This window comes from Pseudomonas sp. SCPG-7 (assembly GCF_002156405.1).
GTDB classification, from domain to species: domain Bacteria; phylum Pseudomonadota; class Gammaproteobacteria; order Pseudomonadales; family Pseudomonadaceae; genus Aquipseudomonas; species Aquipseudomonas parakoreensis.
Map to the genome: position 1 here is coordinate 38,216 of NZ_MVOO01000009.1, position 24,622 is coordinate 62,837.

The 24,622-nt window shown below is 60.2% G+C and carries 21 protein-coding genes, 1 other RNA gene and 1 pseudogene; 7 read left to right on the forward strand and 16 right to left on the reverse strand.

Going from position 1 to position 24,622, the window contains the following annotated elements; genetic code table 11:
• Positions 1–146: 146 nt before the first annotated feature.
• The gene (locus tag B1722_RS30140; RefSeq protein ID WP_371260362.1) at positions 147–1,010 is read right to left on the reverse strand and encodes a methyl-accepting chemotaxis protein; all 864 of its coding nucleotides are present in this window, start codon (positions 1,008–1,010) and stop codon (positions 147–149) included.
• Positions 1,005–2,066 (reverse strand): annotated as a pseudogene (locus tag B1722_RS30145) (methyl-accepting chemotaxis protein); the annotation flags it as partial. The pseudogene B1722_RS30145 and the gene B1722_RS30140, both read right to left, overlap by 6 nt.
• A 255-nt stretch (positions 2,067–2,321) precedes the next feature.
• Here B1722_RS30145 and B1722_RS17520 point away from each other — a divergent pair.
• Positions 2,322–2,993, forward strand: a complete 672-nt coding sequence (locus B1722_RS17520) for a histidine phosphatase family protein (RefSeq protein ID WP_041066702.1) — start codon at positions 2,322–2,324, stop codon at positions 2,991–2,993.
• A gap of 72 nt (positions 2,994–3,065) precedes the next feature.
• Here the strand turns inward: B1722_RS17520 and B1722_RS17525 are convergent, their stop codons facing one another.
• The 4 genes from B1722_RS17525 to B1722_RS17540 form a co-directional block, all read right to left on the reverse strand.
• The gene (locus B1722_RS17525; RefSeq protein WP_086793684.1) at positions 3,066–4,544 is read right to left on the reverse strand and encodes a glycosyltransferase family 39 protein; all 1,479 of its coding nucleotides are present in this window, start codon (positions 4,542–4,544) and stop codon (positions 3,066–3,068) included.
• A 30-nt stretch (positions 4,545–4,574) separates the two neighbouring features.
• The gene (rimJ, locus tag B1722_RS17530; protein WP_086793685.1) at positions 4,575–5,162 is read right to left on the reverse strand and encodes a ribosomal protein S5-alanine N-acetyltransferase; all 588 of its coding nucleotides are present in this window, start codon (positions 5,160–5,162) and stop codon (positions 4,575–4,577) included.
• A gap of 221 nt (positions 5,163–5,383) precedes the next feature.
• On the reverse strand, positions 5,384–6,790 hold the full coding sequence (locus tag B1722_RS17535; protein ID WP_086793686.1) for a DUF2252 domain-containing protein: 1,407 nt from the start codon (positions 6,788–6,790) through the stop codon (positions 5,384–5,386).
• An 84-nt stretch (positions 6,791–6,874) separates the two neighbouring features.
• Complete coding sequence (locus B1722_RS17540; protein WP_086793688.1) at positions 6,875–7,798, reverse strand: PliI family lysozyme inhibitor of I-type lysozyme; 924 nt, start codon at positions 7,796–7,798, stop codon at positions 6,875–6,877.
• A 205-nt stretch (positions 7,799–8,003) separates the two neighbouring features.
• On the opposite strand from B1722_RS17540, the gene B1722_RS17545 reads away from it, so the two are divergent.
• Complete coding sequence (locus B1722_RS17545) at positions 8,004–9,044, forward strand: DMT family transporter (protein WP_086793690.1); 1,041 nt, start codon at positions 8,004–8,006, stop codon at positions 9,042–9,044.
• Positions 9,045–9,140: 96 nt separating this feature from the next.
• On the opposite strand, the gene ssrA is transcribed toward B1722_RS17545, so the two are convergent.
• From ssrA to B1722_RS17580, 7 genes are all read right to left on the reverse strand, one after another.
• Positions 9,141–9,530, reverse strand: a transfer-messenger RNA (tmRNA) gene (ssrA, locus tag B1722_RS17550).
• A 97-nt stretch (positions 9,531–9,627) separates the two neighbouring features.
• Complete coding sequence (locus tag B1722_RS17555; protein WP_007961392.1) at positions 9,628–9,906, reverse strand: hypothetical protein; 279 nt, start codon at positions 9,904–9,906, stop codon at positions 9,628–9,630.
• 129 nt (positions 9,907–10,035) lie between these two features.
• Positions 10,036–12,846 carry an FAD-binding and (Fe-S)-binding domain-containing protein gene (locus B1722_RS17560; RefSeq protein ID WP_086793692.1) on the reverse strand — a complete coding sequence of 937 codons (2,811 nt, stop codon included), beginning with the start codon at positions 12,844–12,846 and terminating at the stop codon, positions 10,036–10,038.
• Positions 12,843–13,514 carry a lactate utilization protein gene (locus tag B1722_RS17565; protein ID WP_086793694.1) on the reverse strand — a complete coding sequence of 224 codons (672 nt, stop codon included), beginning with the start codon at positions 13,512–13,514 and terminating at the stop codon, positions 12,843–12,845. Before B1722_RS17565 ends, B1722_RS17560 begins: the two co-directional genes overlap by 4 nt.
• Positions 13,514–14,968, reverse strand: a complete 1,455-nt coding sequence (locus tag B1722_RS17570; protein ID WP_086793696.1) for a LutB/LldF family L-lactate oxidation iron-sulfur protein — start codon at positions 14,966–14,968, stop codon at positions 13,514–13,516. The genes B1722_RS17565 and B1722_RS17570 overlap by 1 nt, the downstream gene beginning before the upstream one ends.
• On the reverse strand, positions 14,965–15,789 hold the full coding sequence (locus B1722_RS17575; RefSeq protein WP_086793698.1) for a (Fe-S)-binding protein: 825 nt from the start codon (positions 15,787–15,789) through the stop codon (positions 14,965–14,967). The genes B1722_RS17570 and B1722_RS17575 overlap by 4 nt, the downstream gene beginning before the upstream one ends.
• Positions 15,790–15,939: 150 nt before the next feature.
• Complete coding sequence (locus tag B1722_RS17580) at positions 15,940–17,634, reverse strand: lactate permease LctP family transporter (RefSeq protein ID WP_086793700.1); 1,695 nt, start codon at positions 17,632–17,634, stop codon at positions 15,940–15,942.
• A 261-nt stretch (positions 17,635–17,895) separates the two neighbouring features.
• Between B1722_RS17580 and B1722_RS17585 the strand changes: the two genes are divergently transcribed.
• Complete coding sequence (locus B1722_RS17585; protein WP_041066759.1) at positions 17,896–18,663, forward strand: FCD domain-containing protein; 768 nt, start codon at positions 17,896–17,898, stop codon at positions 18,661–18,663.
• Between the two features lie 129 nt (positions 18,664–18,792).
• On the opposite strand, the gene smpB is transcribed toward B1722_RS17585, so the two are convergent.
• Positions 18,793–19,275, reverse strand: a complete 483-nt coding sequence (gene smpB, locus B1722_RS17590; RefSeq protein ID WP_003221505.1) for an SsrA-binding protein SmpB — start codon at positions 19,273–19,275, stop codon at positions 18,793–18,795.
• Positions 19,276–19,394: 119 nt separating this feature from the next.
• On the opposite strand from smpB, the gene B1722_RS17595 reads away from it, so the two are divergent.
• Genes B1722_RS17595 through B1722_RS17605 form a run of 3 tightly spaced genes read left to right on the forward strand, consistent with a single transcriptional unit; the run spans position 19,395 to position 21,547 of the window.
• Positions 19,395–20,798 carry a sodium-dependent transporter gene (locus B1722_RS17595; protein WP_041066764.1) on the forward strand — a complete coding sequence of 468 codons (1,404 nt, stop codon included), beginning with the start codon at positions 19,395–19,397 and terminating at the stop codon, positions 20,796–20,798.
• Between the two features lie 7 nt (positions 20,799–20,805).
• Positions 20,806–21,240 (forward strand): type II toxin-antitoxin system RatA family toxin, encoded by a 435-nt coding sequence (locus tag B1722_RS17600; RefSeq protein WP_003221509.1) that lies wholly within the window; start codon positions 20,806–20,808, stop codon positions 21,238–21,240.
• Positions 21,233–21,547, forward strand: coding sequence for an RnfH family protein (locus B1722_RS17605; protein WP_041066768.1), 315 nt, complete (start codon positions 21,233–21,235; stop codon positions 21,545–21,547). Before B1722_RS17600 ends, B1722_RS17605 begins: the two co-directional genes overlap by 8 nt.
• Positions 21,548–21,608: 61 nt before the next feature.
• Here the strand turns inward: B1722_RS17605 and B1722_RS17610 are convergent, their stop codons facing one another.
• Complete coding sequence (locus B1722_RS17610; RefSeq protein ID WP_027610774.1) at positions 21,609–22,136, reverse strand: outer membrane protein assembly factor BamE; 528 nt, start codon at positions 22,134–22,136, stop codon at positions 21,609–21,611.
• Positions 22,137–22,233: 97 nt separating this feature from the next.
• Here B1722_RS17610 and fur point away from each other — a divergent pair, with 97 nt between their 5' ends.
• On the forward strand, positions 22,234–22,638 hold the full coding sequence (gene fur / locus B1722_RS17615) for a ferric iron uptake transcriptional regulator (protein ID WP_003221515.1): 405 nt from the start codon (positions 22,234–22,236) through the stop codon (positions 22,636–22,638).
• Between the two features lie 75 nt (positions 22,639–22,713).
• Here fur and recN read toward each other — a convergent pair whose 3' ends face one another.
• The gene (recN, locus tag B1722_RS17620; protein WP_086793702.1) at positions 22,714–24,387 is read right to left on the reverse strand and encodes a DNA repair protein RecN; all 1,674 of its coding nucleotides are present in this window, start codon (positions 24,385–24,387) and stop codon (positions 22,714–22,716) included.
• Positions 24,388–24,622 lie beyond the last annotated feature (235 nt).

The following is a 24,622-nucleotide window of genomic DNA, read 5'->3' on the forward strand; positions in this document are numbered from 1 at the left end:
ATTTTCAGTGGCAGTAAATCTGACGCCATCGCGGGCAAGCCCACTCCCACAGGTTTTTCGGTCGTTCACATATTATGTGTTTGACTCGTTTCCTGTGGGAGCGGGCTTGCCCGCGATTGGATTTACGCTTTGGCGCTGACTGAAGATCAGACGCGGAAGTGGCTGACCATCTGCTGCAGCTGGCCACCAAGGCGTGCCAGTTCAACGCTGGACGCTGCGGTTTCATCACTGGCCGCGGCGGTCTGTTCCGACACGTCGCGCACGTTGATGATGCTGCGGCTGATCTCTTCGGCCACGGCGCTTTGCTGTTCGGCCGCGGCGGCGATCTGCTGGTTCATCGACTGGATGTTCGACACCGTGCGGGTGATGTTTTCCAGGGAGTCGCCAGCCTTGCGGGTCAGGGCCACGCTGCTGTCGGTCAGGGCGCGGCTGTTGTTCATCACGGCAGCCACTTGCTGGGTGCCGTTCTGCAGACCGGCGACCAGGCCTTCGATCTCTTCGGTGGATTTCTGCGTGCGTTGCGCCAGGCCACGGACTTCGTCGGCGACCACGGCAAACCCACGACCGGCTTCACCGGCACGCGCGGCTTCAATCGCTGCGTTGAGTGCCAGCAGGTTGGTCTGTTCGGCCACGGCCTTGATCACGTCCATGACGCTGCCGATCTTGTCGCTTTCCTGTTGCAGCACGCTCATGGCTTCAGTGGAACGCACCACTTCGCTGGCCAGGCGCTCAATCTGGGCGATGGCTTCATTCACTACCTTGTCGCCTTCACGGGCTTCGCCGTCAGCGGCAGCTGCGGCTTGCGAAGCTTCTTCGGCGTTGCGCGCGACTTCCTGCACGGTGGCGGTCATCTCGTGCATGGCGGTGGCCACCTGATCGGTCTCGACCTTCTGGCTGTTCACGCCGGCGCTGGTCTGCTCGGTCACGGCCGAGAGTTCTTCGGCAGCGCTGGCGATCTGAGTGACGCCGTCGCGGATACCGCTGATCAGGTCGCGCAGGGTCACGCCCATGCGGGCGATGCCTTGTTGCAGCACGCCGAGTTCGTCGCGGCGGGTCACGATGACGTTCTGGGTCAGGTCGCCGCTGGCAATGCGCTCGACCACGGCCAGGGTATCTTGCAGCGGACGGGTGATCTGACGGGTGATGATCACCGCAGCAATCACACCGACCAGCAGTGCCAGCAGGGTGCTGATCAGCTGGAGCGTACGGGCCTGGGCGCTTTCGATGTCGCGACGGTCGAGCTGGATCTGGTACAGCTGCTCGCTGGTGGTGACGATGGCCGCACCTTGATCGGTCATCTCCTTACGCGCCTGCACCGCTTCGCTGTTGGCGTTCTTGTAGGCCTGCAACGCGCTGCGGTAGTTGGTCAGGGCGGTTTCCAGCTGACGCAGAGCGTCTTGCTGGGTCGCGGCGAAATGCACGTTCAGTTGCTTGAGGCTGTCGATGGCCACGTTCAGTTGGCCGACGGCTTTCTGCTCGGTTTCGGCGTTGGTGGTGGCGGTGTAGCCGCGCACTTCATAGCGCGCGAGGATGAACGCTTCCTTGGCCTGGGTGATGGCCTGGAACTGCTCGAAGCGCTGCTCGCTCATGTCCATTTGCTGCACGCGCTTGCTGATCGTTTCGATCAGGTTGTAAGCGGTGTCGGCGTTAGTGCCCATCACGTCGCGGGCGCTGTTGCCGGTGCGGTAGGCGTTGCGCATCTTGTTCAGCGAAGTCTGGTATTCGGCGATGGTCGCGGCCTGCTCTTTCAGCAGTTTGACGTTTTCCGGGCTCTTGAACTTGTTGATCAGCGCCTGTTGTTGCGCGGCGAAGCTTTCGAGGGTGGTTTGCACATTCTGCGCGGCGGTTTCGTCGCCGTTGGTCAGCATGTATTGCAGGCGCACCACGCGCAGCTTGGTCAGGCCGGCGTTGAGCTGGGTGATGTCGCTCATCCAGTTGCTGCGGTCGATCAGACCGCCGAGGCTGGTCCAGCCGGTCAGGGCGAGGACGCAGGTCAGGGCCAGGACCAGGCCGAAGCCCAGACCCAATTTCATGTTCACGCTGATGTTGCCGAACCAGCTATTCATCACAATTCCTCCAGGAACGTTGAGCTACTTGATCGTCGGTCAGGCTGGAAGATTGTTGTTTTTTTGAGCCAGCAAGGGGGTTAGCAGGTCTGTATCGGCCGCAAACACGAGAGCTGAAAGGATTTTGTCCGACGGAATTTGTAACAAGGGCGTTTCAAGACTTTTTTCACATGCGTTTCACTCGCCACTTACGCCCGCTTCTCTACCCTCGCCGCATCGTATTGACTGTGATGGATGCCGACGAGGCGGCCCGATGTGGAATTGAGACTGAGTCTGTTCGGCGTCAAACGCTCGATTTCCCTGAGTAAGCTGGCCCGCTATCGCAACACGTGGGTGGTGCTCGGTGCGTCGCTGCTGGTGATCCCGCTGACCCTGTGGCTGCTCGCCCCGGCGGCGGTGCCTGACCTGGCCCACGGCAATGTGTCCGGTGCACGCGCGCTGGCGGCCGGGTGGGCCAAGGGCGAGATGATTGTGCTGGTGCGTCACGTCGAGCGCTGCGATCACTCGCCGGCGCCGTGCCTGAGCGGTGATGACGGTATCACCGACCGCTCGCGCAGTGTCGCGGTCGGTGTCGGCGCACAGTTCGAGCATTTGGGCCTGAATAACGCCGATATCTACAACAGCCCGATGCTGCGCACTGTGCAGACCGCCGGTTACATGTTCAATCGCGCGGCCACCGGCGAAGACTGGCTGATCAGCTGCAAGGGCCACATCCTGCAGGAAGCGCTGGCGCACAAGCTTACGGGGCGCAATCTGATTCTGGTGACCCACAGCGAATGCATGGCGGAGCTGGAAAAGGATCTGAATTCGCCGGTTTCGGACCCGGGCTATGGCTCCTCGCTGTTTGTTTCCGCTGCGAACAAAGCGGCCCCGCGCGTGCTTGGCTTCATCGAAGCCTCCGACTGGCAATCAGTGAGCACTCGATGAACTGGGCAAAGCGTCGGCCCAAACAAAACCCGCCAGTGACGGCGGGTTTTTTATTGGCTGGCGCGAAGGGCGTCAGTAGCCGACGAAGTAGTACGCCTGGCGCCCGACCATCATGGTCTTCAGCACTTTGAGTGGTGCGACGGGTTCGCTGTCCGCGGAGATCACCGCGACGTTCGAGGGCGAGGCACTGAGGAAGTCATGCAGTTGCGCGTCGGTGTCCAGTCCCTTGAGCACACGTTGGGTGTAGAACACGCTGGCGCCGCCGACCCGCTCATTGGCCTGGAACAGCGCGACCTGCTGACCGTTGGCTTGCAGGCTCTGAATATGGTCAGTCAGCGGCAGGAACGACAGTTCTTTATCAGCGTTGGGCAAGGCCCACTGGGCCGCGCCGAGGTAGCTGGCGATCACCACCGTGAGCAAACCGGCAGCAATTGCCTGACGATGACGGGCGACTTTTCCGATAAAGCGGTCGGCGGATTCGCGGGCCTGCAAGCGCTCGAACAACACGCGCGCATACTCGGCGGCGATCACCGCCGCCGCCGGGGTCATCGACATCAGGTACACCGTGCGCTTGCTGGAAGCGAGGGTCAGCATGATGAACTGCGCGACGATCCACAGGCTGAAAAACAGCAAGTAACGGTTGGCTTTCAGTTCCTTGCGGAAATGCCACAGGCCCAGATACACCAGAATGTTCCACGGCAGGAACGCTTCCGGCAGTTTGGCCAGGTAGTAATAGAACGGCTCGTAATGCCCGGCCTCGACGAACGAGCCGCTGAAGCGACCGACGCTATTGGTCAGCAGCACTTCAGCGACGGCATGCGAGCCACCGCGCTGGTAAAGCACGATGAGCCAGATCAGCAGTGGAATCAGGCCCACCGCCGTGAGCAGGCCGGGACGCAGCCACGCGCCGATCTTCAGGCGTCTGTCGATCAGGTTGTCCGCCAGCAGGTAGGCGAAAATCACCACGCCGGGCATCGCCAGTCCAAGTACGCCCTTGCTCAACGTTGCGATGGCGATGCCGACGATAAACAGCAGCGAGTTAGCCGCGTTCGGTGTGCGTTGCGCCTGAAAGAACGCCAGCAACGCCGTGGTTACGCCGAGCGCCAGCAGCGCATCCTCGCCGACGCCGCGCACGTTGCTCCAGTAACTGGCCATGGTCGCCAGCAGAATCCCCGCCGTCCAGGCCAGCGCTTTCGGCCGACCGAAGCGGCGCAACATGCCGTACAGCAGCATCACACTGAGCAACCCGGCCACCGCCGACGCCAGCCGCACCGCCCACGGCGAAACGCCGAACACGCGCATGGCGCCGGCGTCCAGCCACAGGCTCAGCGGTGGTTTTTCCAGAAACGGTTCGCCGAACAGGCGCGGCGTCACCCAGTCATCGTCCAGGTGCATCTCCATGGCGATCCCGGCGACCCGGGCCTCGGTGGAGCCTTGCAGCTGGTGGTTACCCAAAGCGAAAAAAAACAGCAGGGCGGCGAGTAGAAACAGCGAAGTGGCGGCACGCGGCATGGATTTCAGGCAACCGGAAAGGGCAGGAGCCTTGAGCATACTTCGCCAATGCTTAACAAATTGTGAAACTCACGCCAGTTGTCGTGACCAACGCTTTTCCGGCGCCTCGAACACCGGATTGACCAGCGCCGTCAGCACATGGTCCTGCCAACGCCCGGCGATGTTCAGGTAGGCCTTGGCGTAGCCCTCGCGTTCGAAACCCAGACGCTCCAGCAACCGCGCACTGCGCTCGTTGCCGGGTATGTAGTTGGCCATGATCCGGTGCAGGTTCTGCGTGTCGAACATGTAGCCGATGCCGGTCTCCAGGCCTTCCTGCATCAAACCCTGACCCTGATGCGCGTGGTCAATGTGATAACCCAGATAACAGGCCTGAAACGCACCGCGAATGATCCCGCTGAAATTGCACGCGCCGATCATCTGCTGGCCGTCCGGCGTCAGCAGGGCGAAATGCATCGCCAGCCCGGCCTCGTAGGCACTGGCCTGAACTTCAAGGCGTCGGCGAATCTGTTCGCTGGAGAAGTACTCGGTGGTGCGAATCGGCGACCAGGGGGCGAGGTGGCGCTGGTTGCGTGCGTAGAAGTCACTTTCCAGTTCGGCCTGTTCCGGGGCCAGGATCGCGAGCGTCAGGCGTTGGCAGGGCAAGGTCAGCAGCGGCATCGGGCGCTCCGGTGGGCAGGGTCGAGGGACAGGATTGATCATGGGGCGGGAAAAAACAAACGGCGCGGATCGTTTCCGCAGCAAATGCCAGGCAAAAAAAAAGCCCGCGGGAGAGCGCGGGCGAACCGTAGTTTCTTGAATGAGCGAGCGGACTGTACCGTGTTGATCGAACGGGGGCAGTGAAGAAAAATTCATCTCGATAGCGAGCGCTCTGCAGCGTGTCAAGGCAAGTGATCCGCTGCAAAATCCGCTTCCGAACGTGCCCGCAGCCGGCCCTTGCGGCAGGCCTGCTGAAAACGTTCGAAGTCGCGTTCGTTCTGCGCGGTGTAACTGCGGGCGTATTTGAACAGGGCGTCGGCCGAGGCATCGCCCTTGCCGATATAGCCGCTGATGACCGCCGCGTTGCCCGAGGCTTTGGCGTGGGCGCGGGCCAGTGCGCGACCGCAGACCCGGGCATAGGCGGCGAAGGTTTCGGCGTCGAAGTTTTCCAGTTCGGCGGAGATCTTCATGTCGCGTAATTGCCGCACATAGAAATGCCGACCGTTGGGGCCGGTGGTCCAGCCGAGAAACAGATCGCTGGCCGACTGCATCAAGCGCTGCCCTTCGACCACCCGTTGGCCTTCATGACGCGTGCGGGACTTGGCCTTCACATAGTCGACGAGCACCGAGCGCCGCGCCTCCTTGAACTGCAGAAACAACGGAAATTCCTGATCGTCGGTCAGCAGCGCCACCAGACATCGGGTGCCCACACTGCCGACACCCACCACTTTGAACGCCAGATCCTGTACGTGAAACCGCGAGAGCAATTCCCGCCGGTCAGCCTGCAGCGTGGTGCGATAGTCACGCATGAACGTATCGAACAACGGCCGCCAGTCTGCCAGCCGCAACCAGTCATCGTCGGCGTCGAGCAGCGTGGTGTTCTTGTGCAGGTGGAAAATTTCCGGCAAATCGTCACGAATGACCAGCCGTCCATTCGCGTCGCGCTCGCTGATTTTCGGCAGCAACTCGGCGTGGGTGCGCCGTTCGGCTTTATCGACGGCACGCTGCACATGCTCCAGCGCACTCTTGCGTGCCTGATCGAGCAAGTCTTCGTACTTGATCGATTCGTACCAGGTTTCCAGCGCACTCTGTTCGGCACACTCCAGCATCGTCGCCTGATAGGCACCGACCATCTGCCGACAGACCTCTTCCTCAACCGACTCGCCATGGCGCAAATCCCGCGCCGCCACCACAAAACTCGCCGCCAGCCGCTTTACGTCCCATTCCCAGGGCCCGGGATGCGCCTCGTCGAAATCATTGACGCTAAACAACAGATTGCGCTCCGGCGTGGCGAACCCGCCGAAGTTCATCAAGTGTGCATCCCCACAGATCGGCCCAACCAGCCCCATGTTCTGGGTGCTCGACAGATCATGCGCCTGCAGCAGCGCGTTGCCACGGAAGAACGTGAAAGGCGACACCAGCATTCGTCCGTAACGCAATTCCACCAGCGAAGCGACGCGGCCCTGACTGGAGGCCTTGATCAGCGGGATTGGATCGCGGCTCATTTTTCCGGTGGTGGCGTGGGCGCTGCGCGAGCATTTTTTGCGGGCGTCCTTGCCTTGCTTCATGCGGTTTTGGAGGGTGGTCATGGGGGCTCGTCGTGGCAGTGGGGGCGGTGTGAGTGTAGAAGTGGTTCAGGGGTTTATCCGCCGGCCGTAACGATCCCGGTCATTTCAGAATTCCGTGACCTTGTCCTCGCGTAAAATCCACCCGGCTTCACCCGCCACCAACGTGTACTGAACCTGACGCATCTTCCCCGTACGACCCGCACCCGCGTCGGCGCTGTCATACACCGGGAAGCGTTGCACCAGCCTGTTTTCCACCACGGCAAACGAGTCCTCGCCCTGATAACCCTCGGCGGTTTTCGGGTTGTCACTGACCGGAGGCAAGTAGATTTCGCTCAGGGATTTCTTGTTGTTGGCCGAATAGGCGATCAGTTCGCCCGGCATGCCGCGTCCGGGTGAGCGGGTGAACACATAGAGTTCAGGGGAGCCGTCGTTATTGAGATCGGCGACTTCGGCGCGTACCACCTCACCGCTGAGGGCTTGAATGATGACTGTATTGTCGATCTCCAACCCCTTGGGAGCGATGTGCAAAGTGGGTTTGCCATCGACCTGTTCAGTGCTGACGTGAAAGGCAATGCCCTGCAATTCCAGCGTCTGATCGAATGGTGGCTGACGGCTGATGGCATCGCCATTGACCAGCCTCAGCGCCAGCTCGTAGTTGGCCACTTCATTACGTCGTGCGGCGTTGCGCATGAGGTAGACCTGAACCGTGTACTCGCCATCGCTGGGCAATGTGCCGAGGAAGTGATTGCCCATGATCGAGCCATTGAACAGCGCGTAATCGGCCCCCTTGGCAGCGATGTTGAAGTAAGCGGAGGTGTTGGAGGGCGTGAAGTCGACGGTCAGCATCTGGCCGGCCTTGGCGTTGAACCGGTACTCCGCCGTCTGGTCACCCGTGATCGACTGTTTGCGCTGGACGCTGTCGGCACTGGTTGTGAACGCGATCGGTTCGACGCGCACAGTGGGGGCCTCGGCCGCATGGACGGACAGGCAAATCAGCGCTGTCAGCGCGGCGGCGATCCAAGTCTTCATCTTCAACTCCATTGCATCTCGATGTTCGCAGCATAGAAGCTGCATCGAGCGATCGCCCAGAGATTGCGCGGATTAAATGTTGCTGGATTTGAGCACGTGCCAGAGGCCGTGTTCCCTGACACGAATCAGTTGTTCACATAATTCTCACCTGAGTTTTGCCATGATGCTTGCCGGTATTCCATCGGCCCCAGCGAGTGATCCCGGCATGAATATGAGCGTTCTCTACGCATTGATTGCGGCAGCGCTGTTTGGCGCCAGTACGCCCCTCGCCAAACTGTTGGGGGTACAGATTTCGCCGATTCTGCTCGCCGGGCTGCTCTATCTCGGCAGTGGTCTGGGCTTGACCGTCCTGCGTTTTGCCCGCGATCGTGGCTGGAAACCTTCCGGGCTCGGCACTGGTGAATGGCCATGGCTGCTCGGCGCCATCGGCTTCGGCGGCGTGTTGGCGCCAGTGGCGCTGATGTTCGGTTTGACCCGAACGTCCGGCGCGAGCGCGTCACTGATGCTCAACCTCGAATCCGTGCTCACGGCGCTACTGGCGTGGGTGGTGTTCAAGGAAAACGCCGACCGACGAATCGTGATCGGCATGCTCGCCATCGTCGCCGGTGGCGTCGTGCTGTCCTGGCAACAAGAGGCCGTCTCGGCGCAAGACTGGACCGGGCCTCTGGCTGTGGCTTTCGCCTGCTTTTGCTGGGCCATCGACAACAACCTGACCCGTAAAGTCTCGGCCTCGGACGCACTGTTCATCGCCGGCAGCAAAGGCCTCGTGGCCGGTCTGGTCAACTGCACACTGGCCTTGGTCATCGACAGCCAGCTACCCGCCGCCACCTCGCTGGTGCCGATCATGCTGGTCGGCTTTCTCGGCTACGGCGTCAGCCTGGTAATGTTCATCCTCGCCCTGCGCGGCCTCGGCAGCGCACGCACCGGCGCCTACTTTTCCACCGCACCGTTCCTCGGCGCAGGCATCTCGATTCTGCTGCTGGGCGAATCGATATCGCTGATGTTCCTGCTCGCAGCAGCGTTAATGGCCGTGGGGGTATGGATTCATCTGATGGAAAACCATGTTCATGAGCATCAGCACGAACGGCTTGAGCATGATCATCGGCATATACACGATGAGCATCATCAACACACGCATGGGTTTGAGTGGGATGGGGTGGAGCCGCATAGTCATCCGCATGTGCATACGCCGATGCGGCACAGTCATGCGCATTTTCCGGATGTGCATCATCGGCATGGGCATTGAGTTGGTAGGGTGTTGGGGGCGATGTTTGGCGGTGAAGCGGGAGTGAAACGCGAGATGCGACAAGGCCCGCACTTGGCGGGCCTTGTCGTTGATAGTTGGTGGAGCCGGGGGGATTTGAACCCCCGTCCGCCAGTGCTCCGCTGTCGGTACTACATGCGTAGCCGTGTCTATTAAGTTAACCCTCAGCGACCCGACGGGCAGGGTGCTTTGGGCGAGTTGTGTAAGTTTTAGCCGCTTCGTCCACAACGTACTGCACGGCGATTCTGTTCTATATGACAATCATTTCGGGTTTACAGACATCCCCTGATGATTGCTGGGCCCGAAGGCACCAGGAGTGCATGTCAGCTGCAATTAAGCAGCGAGAGCAGCACCGTATTGGTCGTCATTGGCAACTATAAGAAGTTGCAACAGTGGATTTACGACTTCTGTTACCAAGTCGGCATGCACCTAAAGTTTCGTCACCGGCGTCGAATCCTAATCGGCCCCGAACTCATTGCCTCGTACATCAGGTGAGGCAACAAGCCTGTGCAGTGTACGCCAAACGGCCGGCAAGGCCAACCCGAAGGTTGGCCGAGGCCTTGAATCAGTTGTTGGTGCCGGTGGATTTACGCAGTTCTATGATGGTTTGCGAGGTTTCCGCTACGCAGTCATCAATCTTGCCTTGGGCTTTCAGCGCCTGTGCCTTGCTCACACTGGCTTCGGCACGCTGACTGAGTTCCGGGTTCGCTGACAACTGCCCCTTGGCATTGTTGATGGTCTGGATATTGGCATCGCACAGGTCGGCAGGTTTGTCGGCGGCGAACGAGGTGGAGGCCATCATCGAGGCAGTAACGAACAGACCTAACAGTACAGAACGTTTCATGTGTATCTCCTTGAACTGAGGGATCCAGACTGCGCTGGCCGTCAGGACGGGCAACCGAGTGGAAGAAAAGCCCCGATTTTCGGGGTCTGTTCTGTGGACTACGGTCGCACGCAAGGGTTCTATTTTTCTTCAGCAGGCCTTGGCCCGGGTCACCCGATCCACCAGATAGACCAGCCCGTGATAGTCGATGCCGCCATGTTGCGTCAGGCCGATTTCACAGGTGCGACTGGTGGAAATCCCCTCGCTGCAATGCTGCACCGCGTCCTTGAGGGTGCGCAGTGAATGGCTGTTCAATTCCGGGGTGGTGAAGCCCTTGTCGCCGGCAAACCCGCAGCAATGAATGCCTTCCGGGATCACCACGGTTTTGCTGCATTTGCGTGCCAGTTCGATCAGCGCCTGGCTTTCGCCCAGATGCTGGGTGCTGCAGGTCACATGAACCGCAATCGGTGCCTCTTGCGGGGTGAACTCCAGTCGATCGAGAAGATGCGTACGAATGAAGCGCACCGGGTCGTACAGATCCAAGCGAACATTTCCCACGTCCTGCACCAGGCGCAAAGTACAAGGGCTGGTGTCGCAATAGATCGGATCGAGTCCACCGCGACTGGCGTGCAGCAGCGCGCTGATCAATTCCTGACGCTTGTGCTCGGCCTGTTCAGCGTAGCCTTTGGAAGCAAACGGCTGACCGCAGCAGAGGTTGTCCTGATTGTCCGGGAATACCACTTGGTAACCGGCCTTTTCCAGCAGGCCACGGGTCTTGTCATACAGCGACATCTGCTCCTTGTCGCCCGCTGCCGGGCCCATCACCCGTGAAACGCAGGCGGCCAGATACACAACGCGTGGGCGTTCGTCGGAGACGCTCGGGCTGAAGCGAATAGCTTTTTCCGGTTGCGGCATCGCGTTGGTCCACAGCGGCACCTGGCCTTTGGACAGGCGCGTCAGGCTCGCCGACAGCTTCGCCAGACGCGGTGCGCCAAGCAGCATCCGTGCGCCGTTGGCCACATGCAGGGTGAAACGTGCGCCTTGCAGAGTCTTGGCGAAATTTCCTTCGATCCAGTCAGCGGTTTTCTGATGCGTCGCGTGGCGGCCACGAAGCTTTTTCACCAGCTCGCCGGTATTGATGCCTACGGGGCAACGCTGAGCGCACAAGCCAGTCGCGGCGCAGGTTTCAATGCCTTGGTACTCGTAGGCTTGTTCCAGCTCGGTGGTGTCAACGCCGGCGCGCTTCTTCGCCTGAATGTCACGCCAGATCACGATGCGCTGGCGCGGGCTGAGGGTCAGGCCTTTCGACGGGCAGACCGGTTCGCAGAAGCCGCATTCGATGCATTTATCGACAATCTCGTCAGCTGCCGGCAGCGGTTTCAGGTGCTTGAGGTGGATCTGCGGATCCTCGCTGAGCACCACGTCCGGGTTGAGGATGCCGTTAGGGTCGAGCAGGCGTTTGAGCTGCCACATCAACTGATACGCATCGCTGCCCCATTCCAGCTCAACGAAGGGCGCCATGTTGCGCCCGGTGCCGTGTTCAGCCTTCAACGAACCGCCGAATTCCACCGCCACCAGTTGCGCCACGTCGTCCATGAACGCTTGATAGCGTGCGACTTCTTCCGGACTGTTAAAGCCTTGGGTGAAGACGAAATGCAGATTGCCCTCCAGCGCGTGTCCGAAAAGGATCGCTTCGTCGTAGGCATGTTTGTCGAACAGCTCGATCAGGCGGTTGACGCCGATCGCCAGTTGCTCGACCGGGAAGGTCACGTCTTCGATGATCACCGTGGTGCCGGTTTTACGCACGGCACCGATGGCGGGAAAGGTGTCCTTGCGGATGGCCCAGAGTTTGGCGTTCTCGGCCGGGTCTTCAGTGAAGTCCACCTGTTTTTCCACCGGGAAACGGGTCAGCGAAGCCATGATCTGCGCCAGTTGTTCCTGCAGCAACGTGGAAGAGGCGGCGCGGGATTCGATCAGCAGCGCGCAGGCATTGTTCGACAGGTGTTGTACGAAATCCGGCATGCCCGGTTTGTCCTGCACCGAGCGCAGGCTGCGTCGGTCCAGCAGTTCCACCGCTGACACCGGTTGGTTTTTCAGCACCGTGACCGCGTTGCAGCAGGTTTCCACATCCGGGAACACGATCAGTGCCGAGGCCTTGTTCGGCTGGTCGATCACCGTGTCGTAGGTCACCGCACTGATGAAGCCGAGCGTGCCTTCGGAACCGACCAGCAGGTGGCTCAAGATATCCACAGGCTCGTCGAAATCCACCAGGGCGTTGAGCGACAGGCCGGTGGTATTTTTCAGACGGTATTTGTGGCGGATTCTCGCCGCCAGTTCGGCATTGGCGCGGGTCTCGCGGCCCAACGTCGCCAGGCGCTCCAACAGTTCGCCGTGGCTTTCGCGAAACGCGGCGACACTGGCTGCGTCTTCGGTGTCGAGACGGCTGCCGTCGGCCAGTACCAGACGAATTCCGGCGAGTGTGTGATAGGTATTTTGCGCGGTGCCGCAGCACATGCCGCTGGCGTTGTTGGCGACGATACCGCCGATTTTACAGGCGTTGATCGATGCCGGATCCGGGCCGATCTTGCGCCCGAACGGTGCCAGCCACGCGTTCGCTTGTGCGCCGATCACGCCAGGCTGCAGGCGGATTTGCAGGCCCTGATCGCGAATTTCGCGAGCGTTCCAGTTATCCCCCAGCACAATCAGCACCGAATCGCTGATCGCCTGCCCGGACAAACTGGTGCCGGCGGCGCGGAAGGTCACCGGGACTTGATCGCGCTGGGCCAGTTTCAGCAGCGCGACCACTTCGTCTTCGGACTCGACGCGGATCACCAGTTTGGGAATCAGCCGATAAAAACTGGCGTCGGTGCCGAAGGCCAAGGTCGACAGCGGATCGTCGAAGCGGCGCTCCGCTGGAATCAGTTGCTGCGCATCACGCAGGAAATTCACCGGAAGCGTCATTGGTCCTCCAGGATCAGTACCACCAGGTCTTTCGGGCCGTGGGCGCCGTAGGCCAACACTTGTTCGATGTCGGCGGTTTTCGACGGGCCGGACACCAGCAGCGCGTTGGTCGGCATGCCTTGGGCCCACTCGAATTCCTGTTGCACCTGATAGAAGTTGTCGCGGATTTCGCTGGCCTTGAGCAGGGCGAAATGCACCGGCGGCACCAGGCTCATCAGTCGCGGCTCTTCACGGGTTGGCCAGAGGATCAGGCTGCCGGTGGCGGCGATGGCGCCGAGGGTGCCGGTCAGGCTGGCCGGGGTGTCGTTGAACAGCTCGGCTTTCCACTCTTCCATCGGGCGGTTGTAGGACTTCAGCGTCGGCAGATCAGGATTGTTCGCCCAGTGTTGTGAGATGCGCTGCCCGTGAGGCGTCGTCGGTGCGATCAGCAGGCTTGGCAGTTGACGGTCACGCAGCAATTGCGCGAGCAGCGCCGGCCAGTCTGCGCCGGTGGTCAGATGGATTTCGGTGTGTACCGCTTCCATCAGTTTGCGCAGTTGCGGGATGCGTTGCTCGGCGCTGTAGGTGTAAGGCTGGGTCACCAGATCGACGTCGAAGTCGTCGGCAATCGGTGTGGCGCCGGTCAGACTTTTCCGTAGCTTGGCGAGGATATTTTGCTTGGCGCTCATCAGCGGTCTCCCTGTTTGGCCAGATGCTCGCGGGCCATGTCGTGCAGTGAGCGGGCGGCGGGTTTCGGTGCGCTGTGGTTTTGCGTCCATGGCCCGACATTGCTCGGGGTCAGGGCGCGCAGGCGCGTGGCGAAGAACCCAAACAACCGATACAGCGTCGGCGAGCTGTTGAGTTTCGCCCAGGCATTCCAGATGAAGCGTTCCTTGCGCGAATACTTGCTGCCCTGGCCGCGCATCACTTGGTGTGGAGCGTCCGGGGCTTTGACGTTTTCTTCGCGCAGACGCCGCAGCAGGGCAGGGATCGGAATTTTCACCGGGCACACTTCACCGCAGGCACCGCACAACGACGAAGCGCTCGGGTGATCCGGGACTTTCGCCAGACCGACCATGTGCGGCGTGATGATTTTGCCGATCGGTCCCGGGTACACCTCGCCGTAGGTGTGACCACCGACGCGGGTGTAAACCGGGCAATGGTTCATACAGGCACCGCAGCGGATGCAATTGAGGGTCTGGCGCAGTTCGCTGTCGGCAAAGGCCTGGCTGCGACCGTTGTCGAGCAGGACCAGATGCACTTCCTGCGGACCGTCGAGTTCATGTTCCTTGCGCGGGCCGGAGATCATGTTGACGTAAGTGGTGATCGGAATGCCCAACGCCGAGCGGGTCAGCAGCGACAACAGCGGCACCACGTCGCGCAGGTTTTCCACGACCTTTTCGATGCCGGTGACGGCGATGTGCACCGGCGGCACGGTGGTGGTCATGCGCCCGTTGCCTTCGTTTTCCACCAGCAGCAGAGTGCCGGTTTCGGCCACGGCGAAGTTGACGCCGGAAACGCCGATGTCCGCTTCGAAGAATTTCTGCCGCAGGACTCTGCGACCGATCTGAATGAGTTGGTCAACGTCCTTGGTGTACTCCACGCCAAGTTTGTCGTGGAACAAGGACGCGACCTGACCGGCATTCTTGTGGATCGCCGGCATAATGATGTGTGAAGGCTTCTCGTGGTCGAGTTGGACGATGTATTCCCCCATGTCGGACTCCAGGCATTCAACACCTTGAGCCTCGAGGAAATGGTTCATCTCCATCTCTTCGCTGACCATCGATTTGCCCTTGATCACTTGCCGCGCCTCGTGAGCGCGGATGATCGAAAGGACGATGCCATTGGCCTCGTCCACCGTTTCCGCCCAGTGCACTGTCACACCGTTGCGGGTCAGGTTCTGTTCCAGTTGCTCGAGCAGGTCGGGCAACTTGGAGAGCGCACGCGCCCTGATCGAGTTGCCCAGGGCACGCAAGTGTTCTCTTTCATGGGCATCGCTGAACGCCGCGGCCCGCTTGGTCATCAGTGAATCCATGGCAGTACGGAAGTTGTTCCGTAACTGCTGATCACCCAAGGCGTTATGCGCCCGGGTGCGGAAGTCTTCTTCTACGGCAACCGTAGGAATAATCGTCGAGGTGCTCATTGCGCACCTCCGGTCCGTTGCCAAAGAAAGCTGGCGAGATGTTGCCCGCGCAGCGCTTCTTTTTGTTTCTCCAATGCGCCGTTGATGTTCATCAAACAGCCACAGTCGGCGCTCAAGACCTGATGCGCGCCGGATTCCTTCAACGCCCGGGTCTTGTCCGCCACCATCGCGCCGGAAATGTCTGGCATACGGACGCTGAATGTCCCACCAAAGCCACAGCATTCGCTTTCGTGATCGTGGTTGACCCGTTCCACGTTGCTCAACTGCGCCAACAGCTCGCGGCCGTGCAGGTGGGTATTCATTTCGCGACGTGCCGAACACGAAGTGTGCAGCGCCACTTTGACCGGTTCGCCGCTGTCCTTGAGCTGCACCTTGCAGACGAACAGCAGGAACTCGGCCAGTTCATAGGTGCGGGCCGCGAGGGCCTGTACCTGTTTCAACGTTTGCGGCTCGTCCTTGAACAAGTCGGCGTAATGCTCGCGCAACATGCCCGCGCAGGAACCCGACGGCACCACCACCGGATAATCCCCGGCAAACAGCGCCAGTTGCGCGCGCGCCACCGTCCGCGCCTGCTCGGTATAACCCGAGGTGTAGGCCGGTTGCCCGCAGCAGCTCTGCCCTTGCGGGTACTCGACCTTGATCCCTTCACGCTCGAGCAAGTGGATCGCGTCCATCCCGGCTTCGGGGTAGAACAGGTCGACCACGCAGGTGCCGAACAGATAGACCCGCGACGGTTTCTCGCTGGGGTACTGCCGAGGTTCGGGCAGTGGCGGTGCGACGCGGGTGGCGTTGGGCACAGCGTTGTAAAAAAGCTCGCTCATCAGGCGTGTCTCCGGGTGGGCCCGGTTATCCGTCTGTTGAGACTGCTGAATATAAAGAGCCTTGCTTTCAGCAGCCTTACAGACCGGGGTGTGAATTGCTGACGCCGGAATCACCAGCCGGCGTCGGTTATTTCCGTTTTGTTTATAGGTTTAGTGCACCAGCATGCCGGTGCACCAGTAGGCCTGGGCCAGAGTGATCAGGCCGACAATCGTCGCAAAGAATAGGCTGTGCTTGAGGGTAAAGCGGAACAGATCCGATTCCTTGCCCACCAGCCCGGTCGCGGCGCAGGCGACGGCAATCGATTGTGGCGAGATCATCTTGCCGGTCACGCCGCCGCTGGTGTTGGCCGCCACCAGCAAGGTGTCGTTGACGCCGATCTGGTGTGCGGTGGTCGCCTGCAGCGAACTGAACAGGGCGTTGGACGAGGTATCCGAGCCGGTGAGGAACACGCCCAGCCAGCCGAGGAACGGCGAGAAGAACGGGAAGGCTGCGCCGGTCGCGGCCAGGACCAGCGCCATGGTCGAAGACATGCCCGAGTAGTTGGTGACGAAGGCGAACGCCAGGACCATGCCGATCGACAGAATAGGCCAGCGCAGTTCGTAGAAGGTCTCTTTCAAAGTGGTCAGACCAGTTTTGAAGTTGATCTTCAGTACCAGCATCGAGATCAGCGCCGAGAAGAAAATCGCCGTGCCGGTCGCCGAGATCGGGTCAAGTTTGAATACGGCCGGAATCGCGGTCGGGGTAGCGACGATCGGAGCCGTCTTGATCACCAGTTGATCCAGGTGCGGGATGGCAAAGTTGAACACCCAGGCATACATCGAACCGCCGGCGGCGAACATGGCTTTGAAGGGTTTCAGCGTCCAGATGGTTACCAGCACGGTGAGGATCAGGAACGGCGACCAGGCAATGAAAATTTCCCAGAGGCTGTAAGGCGACGCCACGGTGCTGCGTTTCTGGCCGAAACCGCCGGCGCTGGCGGTTACCACCGAGGCCGACACGGCGCCGGCGATGTGCTGGCCGGCGGCGCGTTTTGGCTGCCAGACTTTGAGGAACAGGGTCAGGGAAATCAGGCTGGCCAGGGCCGAGGTGATGTCCGGCAGCTCCGGGCCGATGAAGTTCGAAGTGAAGTACTGGGTCACGGCGAAGCTCAGGCCTGCAACCAGCGCTGCCGGCCAGGTCTCACGCACGCCGCGCAGGCCGTCCATCATGAACACCAGCCAGAACGGCACGAACAGCGAGAGCAGCGGCAGTTGGCGACCGGTCATGGCGCCGATCTTGAACGCGTCGATGCCCGTCACCTGACCGGCCACGATGATCGGAATCCCCAGCGCGCCGAAGGCGACCGGCGCGGTGTTGGCAATCAGGCACAGGCCGGCAGCGTACAGCGGATTGAACCCGAGGCCGACCAGCAGCGCGGCGGTAATCGCCACCGGCGCGCCGAAGCCGGCGGCACCTTCGAGGAACGCGCCGAAGCAGAAACCGATCAGAAGCACCTGCAAACGCTGGTCGTCGGTGATCGACAGCACCGAACTGCGAATGACCTCGAACTGACCACTCTTGACCGTCAGTTTGTAGAGGAACACCGCCGCGACGATGATCCAGGCAATCGGCCACAGACCATAGGCAAAGCCGTATCCGGCAGCGGCGAAAGCCATGTCGACCGGCATGTGGAAGGCGAAAATCGCCACGGCAATCGACAGGGCGAGCGTGATGCTGCCGGCCACATGACCCTTGAGGCGGAACACCGCCAGAGCCAGGAAGAAGAAAACGATGGGGATGACGGCCGCGAGTGCGGAGACGCCGAGACTGCCGAGCGGGGTATAGAGCTGTTGCCAGGTTTGCATATGGGGTGGCCCCTAATTGTTGTTGGTCAGGCACTGTCAGCGTTCTTGGTTAATTGGTAATACCAATTTACAATCGCTGTTGGCTAGGGTAAAAGCCTTGATATCGGTGTGTCAATTTGTCGCCCTGAAACTTTTGTCGAATAAGCGGTGCAGAAGGCATCTGATCCGGTCGGGCGAATGTGCGCTGACAGGTGTCGGCGGGGCGCCGATAGGCCAGAATAGAGAGCCCGGCGAGCGGTCGGGATCGTGGAGAAATGAGTTATGGGGTTTGATCAGATTCGTCAGCGCCGTTTGTCTGACGATATTGTCGAGCGACTCGAGGGGATGATCCTCGAGGGCACGCTGAAGTCCGGCGAGCGGCTTCCGGCTGAGCGCACCTTGGCCGAGCAGTTCGGCGTGTCGCGTCCGTCGTTGCGTGAAGCGATCCAGAAACTGGCGGCCAAGGGCTTGCTGGTCAGTCGCCAAGGCGGCGGCAATTATGTGGTGGAAACGCTCGGCTCGACCTTCAGCGATCCCTTGCTATTGCTGCTGGAGAGCAACCCCGAAGCACAGCGCGATTTGCTGGAGTTTCGGCACACACTGGAGGCATCGTGTGCCTATTACGCAGCATTGCGCGCCACGGATGTGGATCGTGAGCGCCTGACCGCAGCGTTCAACGAGCTGCAGGATTGCTACACGCGGCATGACGAAGTGAGCCGGGTGGAAGAGGGCGCGGCGGATGCGAAGTTTCATTTGGCGATTGCCGAAGCCAGCCATAACGCGGTGCTGCTGCACACCATTCGCGGGCTTTTCGATTTGCTCAAGCGCAACGTGGTGACCAACATCGGCGGTATGTACAAACAACGCACTGAAACCCGCGACATGCTGATCTCTCAGCACCGGGAGCTGTATCTGGCGATTATCGAAGGGCGTGCGGAGCAGGCGCGCGAGGTTTCCAGTCGGCACATTCTGTATGTGCAGGAGGTGCTGGAAGAGGTGCGGCAGGAAGTTCAGCGCATGGCTCGGGCGGAGCGGCGCAAGGGAATGTGACGGCAGTTTGATTGTGGCGAGGGAGCTTGCTCCCGCTCGCATGTGCAGCAGAAGCCCTCTGCTAAAGCGAGGGCCGCTACGCGCCCCAGCGGGAGCAAGCTCCCTCGCCACAGTATCAGGCAGAAGAAATTATTCTTCCTTACCCTTGTTGCGCACAGCGCGCTGCAGCTCTCGACCGGCGTCGCGTTCGCGCTCGGTGTCACGCTTGTCGTATTCCTTCTTGCCCTTGCCCAGAGCAATCTCGCACTTGACCATGTGCTTGCTCCAGTAGAAGGACAGGCACACGCAGGCATAGCCTTTCTGTTGCACGGCAGCGGCGAGTTTTTCCAGCTCGCGCTTATTGAGCAGCAGTTTGCGGGTGCGGGTCGGATCGGCGATGACGTGGGTGCTGGCGGTCATCAACGGCGTGATGTGACTGCCGAGAAGCCAAGCTTCGCCGTCCTTGAGCAGCACGTAACTGTCGACCAGTTGCAGCTTGCTTGCCCGCAGACTTTTTACTTCCCAGCCGGCCAGGACCAGACCAGCCTCGAAACGATGTTCGATGAAGTAATCGTGTCGCGCCTTTTTGTTCTGCGCGATGGTCCCTGTTGGGTGTTTCTTCTGTTTAGCCATAGGGGCGGCATTATATGGAGATAAATGATCCTCGGCTACGGTGATGCTGCGTGCTTGAGCAGGTTGAGTGAATCCCGGACAATGCGGCCTCTTTTTCTAACGCTTGGGCGTGATATTCAATGTCGACAGACAAGGTTTCTGTCCACGGCAGTTGGGCTAGCCGCTGGGTTTTCATATTCGCCGCGACCGGTTCGGCCGTGGGACTGGGCAGCATCTGGAAATTCCCCTACATGGTCGGGGTCTACGGCGGCGGCGCCTTCGTGCTGATGTTTCTCGCCTGCATCGCATTGATCGGGATCCCGGTCATGCTGGCTGAAACCCTGATCGGCCGGCGCGCGCGGCAGAGTCCGGCGAACGCTTTGAAGGTGTTGGCGCGGGAGGCCGGGCATTCGGGCAAGTGGTCGTGGGGCGCGTTTGCCGGGATGATCACGGCGCTGCTGATACTGTCTTTCTATAGTGTGGTCGGCGGCTGGTCGCTGGATTACATCATCGACATGGGGCGCGGCGACTTCCAGGGCGCTACGGCGGAGCAGGTCGGCGCTTATTTTGGCAATGTGATCTCCGATCCCTGGCGTCTGACACTTTGGCACACAGTTTTCATGCTGTTGTCGGCCGTAGTGATCGCCAAAGGCGTGGTTGCCGGGCTGGAGCGCAGCCTGCGGATCATGATGCCGCTGCTGTTCGTGATGGTGTTGGTATTGCTGGGTTACAGCATGACTACCGGGCATTTCATGGAAGGCGTGCATTTCATGTTCGACTTCCATCCGGAAAAAGTCCTCGACGGCTTGCTGCCCGCCATGGGCCACGCGTTCTTTTCCCTGAGTGTGGGCGTCGGCTCGATCATGATCTACGGCGCTTACATGACCAAGGAAGCCTCGTTGTCCGGCACCGTGGTCGGTGTGGCACTGCTCGACACCTTCGTGTCGCTGGTGGCCGGTCTGGCGTTGTTTCCGATTGTGTTTGCTGGCGGCTTGAACCCTAGCGAAGGCCCGGGCCTGATGTTTGTCAGTCTGCCATTTGCCTTCGGTAACGTGGTTTTCGGCCAGTTGATGGGCGTGGTGTTCTTTGTCCTGGTGGCGATTGCCGCCTGGAGCTCGGCGATTTCCTTGCTTGAACCGATGGTGGCCTATCTGGTTGAACGCACGAAAATCAGCCGTGGCTGGGTGACTTTCTGGCTGGCGTTCATCTGCTGGTTCGTCGGTCTGGGTACGGTTTTCTCTTTCAATATCTGGAAGGAAGCCAAATTTTTCGTGAACGAAGGCGGGCTGTTCCATCTCTACCAATGGGGTGCGACGGGCGGTCTGGACTTCTTCGGCGTGATCGACTTCTTCACCTCGCGGATCATGTTGCCGCTCGGTGGCCTGTGCTTCGTGCTGTTTGCCGGTTGGGTGATGGGGCGTGAGGCGGTGCGTGACGAGTTGTCGATTCGTAACCCGGCGCTGTTTGCCCTGTCCTTGTTCTTGATGCGCTACGTGGCGCCTATCGGCATTCTGGTAGTGTTTGCCGCTCAGCTCTGGAAGTAACGCTTACATGACGACACATATTCAACGTTCGGCGTTGCTGCCCTACCCGGCGCAATTCCTTTACGACCTGGTCAACGACGTCGCGCGTTACCCGGAATTCCTGCCGTGGTGCTCGTCCGCCGAAGTGCTGGAAAGCTCGCCTGAACATATGCGCGCCAGCGTTGGCGTGGCCAAGGGCGGCCTCAGTCAGCACTTCGTCACGCGCAATACGCTGGTGCCGGGGCAGTCGATCGAGATGAACCTGGAAGAAGGCCCGTTCAATCAGCTGCATGGTGTCTGGGTCTTCAAGGCATTGAACGAGAAGGCCTGCAAGATCAGTCTTGACCTGTCTTTCGACTACGCCGGCCCGCTGGTGCGCGCCACACTCGGCCCGCTGTTCAATCAGGCGGCGAATACGTTGGTGGATGCGTTCTGCCAGCGTGCCAAGCAGATGCATGGTTGATCCGGTGATCGAGATTGAAGTGGTGTATGCCGCCGTGGATCGTCAGCTTCTGCGCACTTTGAGCGTCCCTGAAGGGACGACAGTGCGTGAGGCGGTGCTCAAGTCAGGTATTGGCGATGAATTTCCGGAGCTGGATCTGAGTGATTGTCCGCTGGGGATCTTCGGCAAGGTGGTGGCTGATCCACAGGGTCGCTTGATTCAGGCGGGGGAGCGCATCGAGATCTACCGGCCGTTGTTGGCGGATCCGAAAGAGGTGCGACGCCTGCGGGCGGCCAAGGCTGCCGAGGCCAAAGCGCGAAATCAGTAGCCTGGCCAGATCGCAGGCAATAAAAAACCCGGAAATTCCGGGTTTTTTATTGCCTCGCACATTACTGCGGCGAGGTGTCCAGCGGTTCAGGCGTCGGAACCGGAACGGTTTCAACACCGTCCACATCCTTCTGGATCGAATCCAGCAAGGAGCCTGGTTTGGCGGGTTGTTCCGGCTTCGGCTTCTCGGCGTTTTCAGCAGGTGCGGTCACGCTGGTGCCACTGTCCTTACCGAGAATGGCCTCGTCACGGCTTACGCCCGGCATGAAGTCACCGGACAGGCTGACAAGCTGGTCGTTGGAGTTGAAATTAACACTCACGCGCTCCTGCTGGCGTTCACCGCCACCAGGTTGCAGGCTGTACAGATAATCCCAGCGATCGGCATGGAACGTGTCGGTCAGCAGAGGGTTGCCCATGATAAACCGTACTTGCCGACGGGTCATTCCCGGGCGCAACTGGTCTATCATGTCCTGCGTGACGACATTGCCCTGCTGGATGTCGATTTTGTAAACCCCGGGGAATGAACAACCGGCGAGTGCGAGCAGTCCCACAAAGGTGAAACTGGTTAGCAAGAGCTTGGTGTTTTGCATCGGTGGGCGACTTCCACTATCTTGGCTGGGACAACGTAAACGCCGATCATACCCGCATTAAGAGAAGCTGCGAAGCAGCATCGCGAGAAAGCTGACCATGGTTGAAAATAGCGAACTACGCAAAGCCGGCCTCAAAGTGACCCTGCCACGGGTCAAGATCCTGCAAATGCTCGACTCTACCGAGCAGCGTCACATGAGTGCCGAAGACGTCTACAAGGCGTTGATGGAAGCGGGCGAGGACGTCGGTCTGGCCACGGTTTACCGTGTTCTGACCCAGTTCGAAGCTGCTGGCCTCGTGGTCCGTCACAACTTCGACGGTGGCCACGCGGTATTCGAATTGGCCGACGGTGGCCACCACGACCATATGGTCAACGTGGAAACCGGTGAAGTCGTCGAATTCGTCAGTCCGGAAATCGAAAAGCTCCAGAAGGCAATTGCCGAGGAGCACGGTGTTGATCTGGTAGATCACAATCTGGTGCTGTACGTACGCAAGAAAAAGTAAGCATGTCGCGCGAATTTCAGGTTCGCGAAACGAACGAAGGCGACCCAAGGGTCGCCTTCGTGCTTTCTGCCGTTCTTAAACTTTTGCCGTGACCACCATTTTTTTCGCGTGAGCCAAGGACTCTTTGGTCAAGTCGATGCCGCCCAGCATCCGCGCCAATTCTTCTATACGGTCGTTCTTGCTCAGTTTGGACACGGCGGTGTGGGTAGCCTGTTCACCGCGAACCTTGTGCACAAATAAATGCTGATGACCCTGCGCCGCCACTTGCGGCAAATGCGTCACGGTCAGCACCTGGCCGCGATCGCCAAGACGCCGCAACAACTGACCGACGATTTCCGCTGTCGGCCCGCCGATGCCCACGTCCACTTCGTCGAATACCAGGGTTGGCACCCGTGAGGTCTGTGCGGTGATCACCTGAATTGCCAGGCTGATCCGCGACAGCTCGCCACCGGAGGCTACTTTGGCCAGCGCTTTGAGCGGCTGGCCAGGGTTGGCGCTGACCAGCAGTTCGACTTGCTCCAGGCCGTTAGGCTGTAGTTCGTCGCTGGTGTTGGCGCGCAGCTCGATGGTGAAGCGTCCGCCCGGCATGCCCAGACGCTGGATCTCTTGCTCCACGGCGCTGGCGAGGCTGCTGGCGGCCTGATGGCGCAAGTCGCTCAGCTCCCGGGCCTTCTCTTGATAATGGCGGGCATAAGAGGCCAGTTCATCACCCAGGCGTTCGATGGATTCGTCGTTGGCATTCAATGTCTCGATTTCATCGAGCAATTTCTGCTGCATCTCGGCGACTTCGGTTGGCTGGATCCGGTGCTTGCGCGCCAAGGTGTAAATCGCGTCGAGGCGTTCTTCCAGATATTGCAGGCGCGCCGGATCGGCATCGAAGTTGTCGAGGAAGCGATTGAGCTCGCCCACGGCTTCTTCGACTTGGATCTGCGCGCTGGTCAGCAAGCTGCTGGCTTCGCCCAGTGCGCCCACCGAGTTGTTCACGCTCGACAGGCGGTTGAGGCTGGCGGTCAGTGCATTCAGTACGTTGCCGGAATCGCTTTCGCTGCACTGCTCGACCACCTGTCGGCAAATGCCAAGCAGGGTTTCGGCGTTGGTCAGGTTCTTGTGTTCCTGCTCTAGCTGTTCCAGCTCGTTTTCGCCGAGGCCGAGGTTCTCCAGTTCTTCGAGCTGGTAGCTGAGCAATTGGTGGCGCGCGCGTTGCTCGTCACCCGAGTTGGAGAGGCGCTCCAGTTCCTGGCGGGTCTGGCGCCAGCGCTGCGCGGCGAGTTGCACCTGACGGGCCAGATCAGTAGCGCCGGCATATTCGTCGAGCAGGCGCCGGTGAGTGTCGGTTTTCAGCAGGGACTGGTGTTCGTGCTGGCTGTGGATATCGATCAGCAGTTCGCCGAGGGCCTTGAGATCACCGAGCGGGCAAGGTGTGCCATTGATATAGCCGCGCGAACGGCCTTCGGCGGTGATCACCCGGCGCAGGATGCACGGGCCGTCGTTTTCGAGGTCGCGCTCGGCCAGCCAGGCATGAGCTTCGGGAATGTCGACCAGGTCGAAAGTGGCCAGAATGTCGGCCTTGTCGGCGCCCGGGCGAACCACGCCGCTGTCGGCGCGGTCGCCAAGGGTCAGGCCCAGGGCGTCGAGCATGATCGACTTGCCGGCGCCGGTTTCCCCTGTGATCACGCTCATCCCGCGATCAAGTTCGAGATCGAGATGTTCAACGATGGCGTAGTTATGTACGGACAGGTGCACCAGCATAAAGGCCGCTCCCAGGCTTTAGGTCTGGTTATTTATACAGTGTTTTGTTTCAGGCTGACAATGCCCTCGCTTAGCTCGATTTGCTTGATCCGATCAAATGCTTAGTCCGAGCGGGAATGACAATGCAGCACTTTTTTGTAGGGTTAATCATTGCAGGCCCTTGAAGCCTGATTTTGCGGCCCCATATATCGGGGCAGAAGCGCGAGTACAGCTCGCGGACGTAATTGAAAGGAGA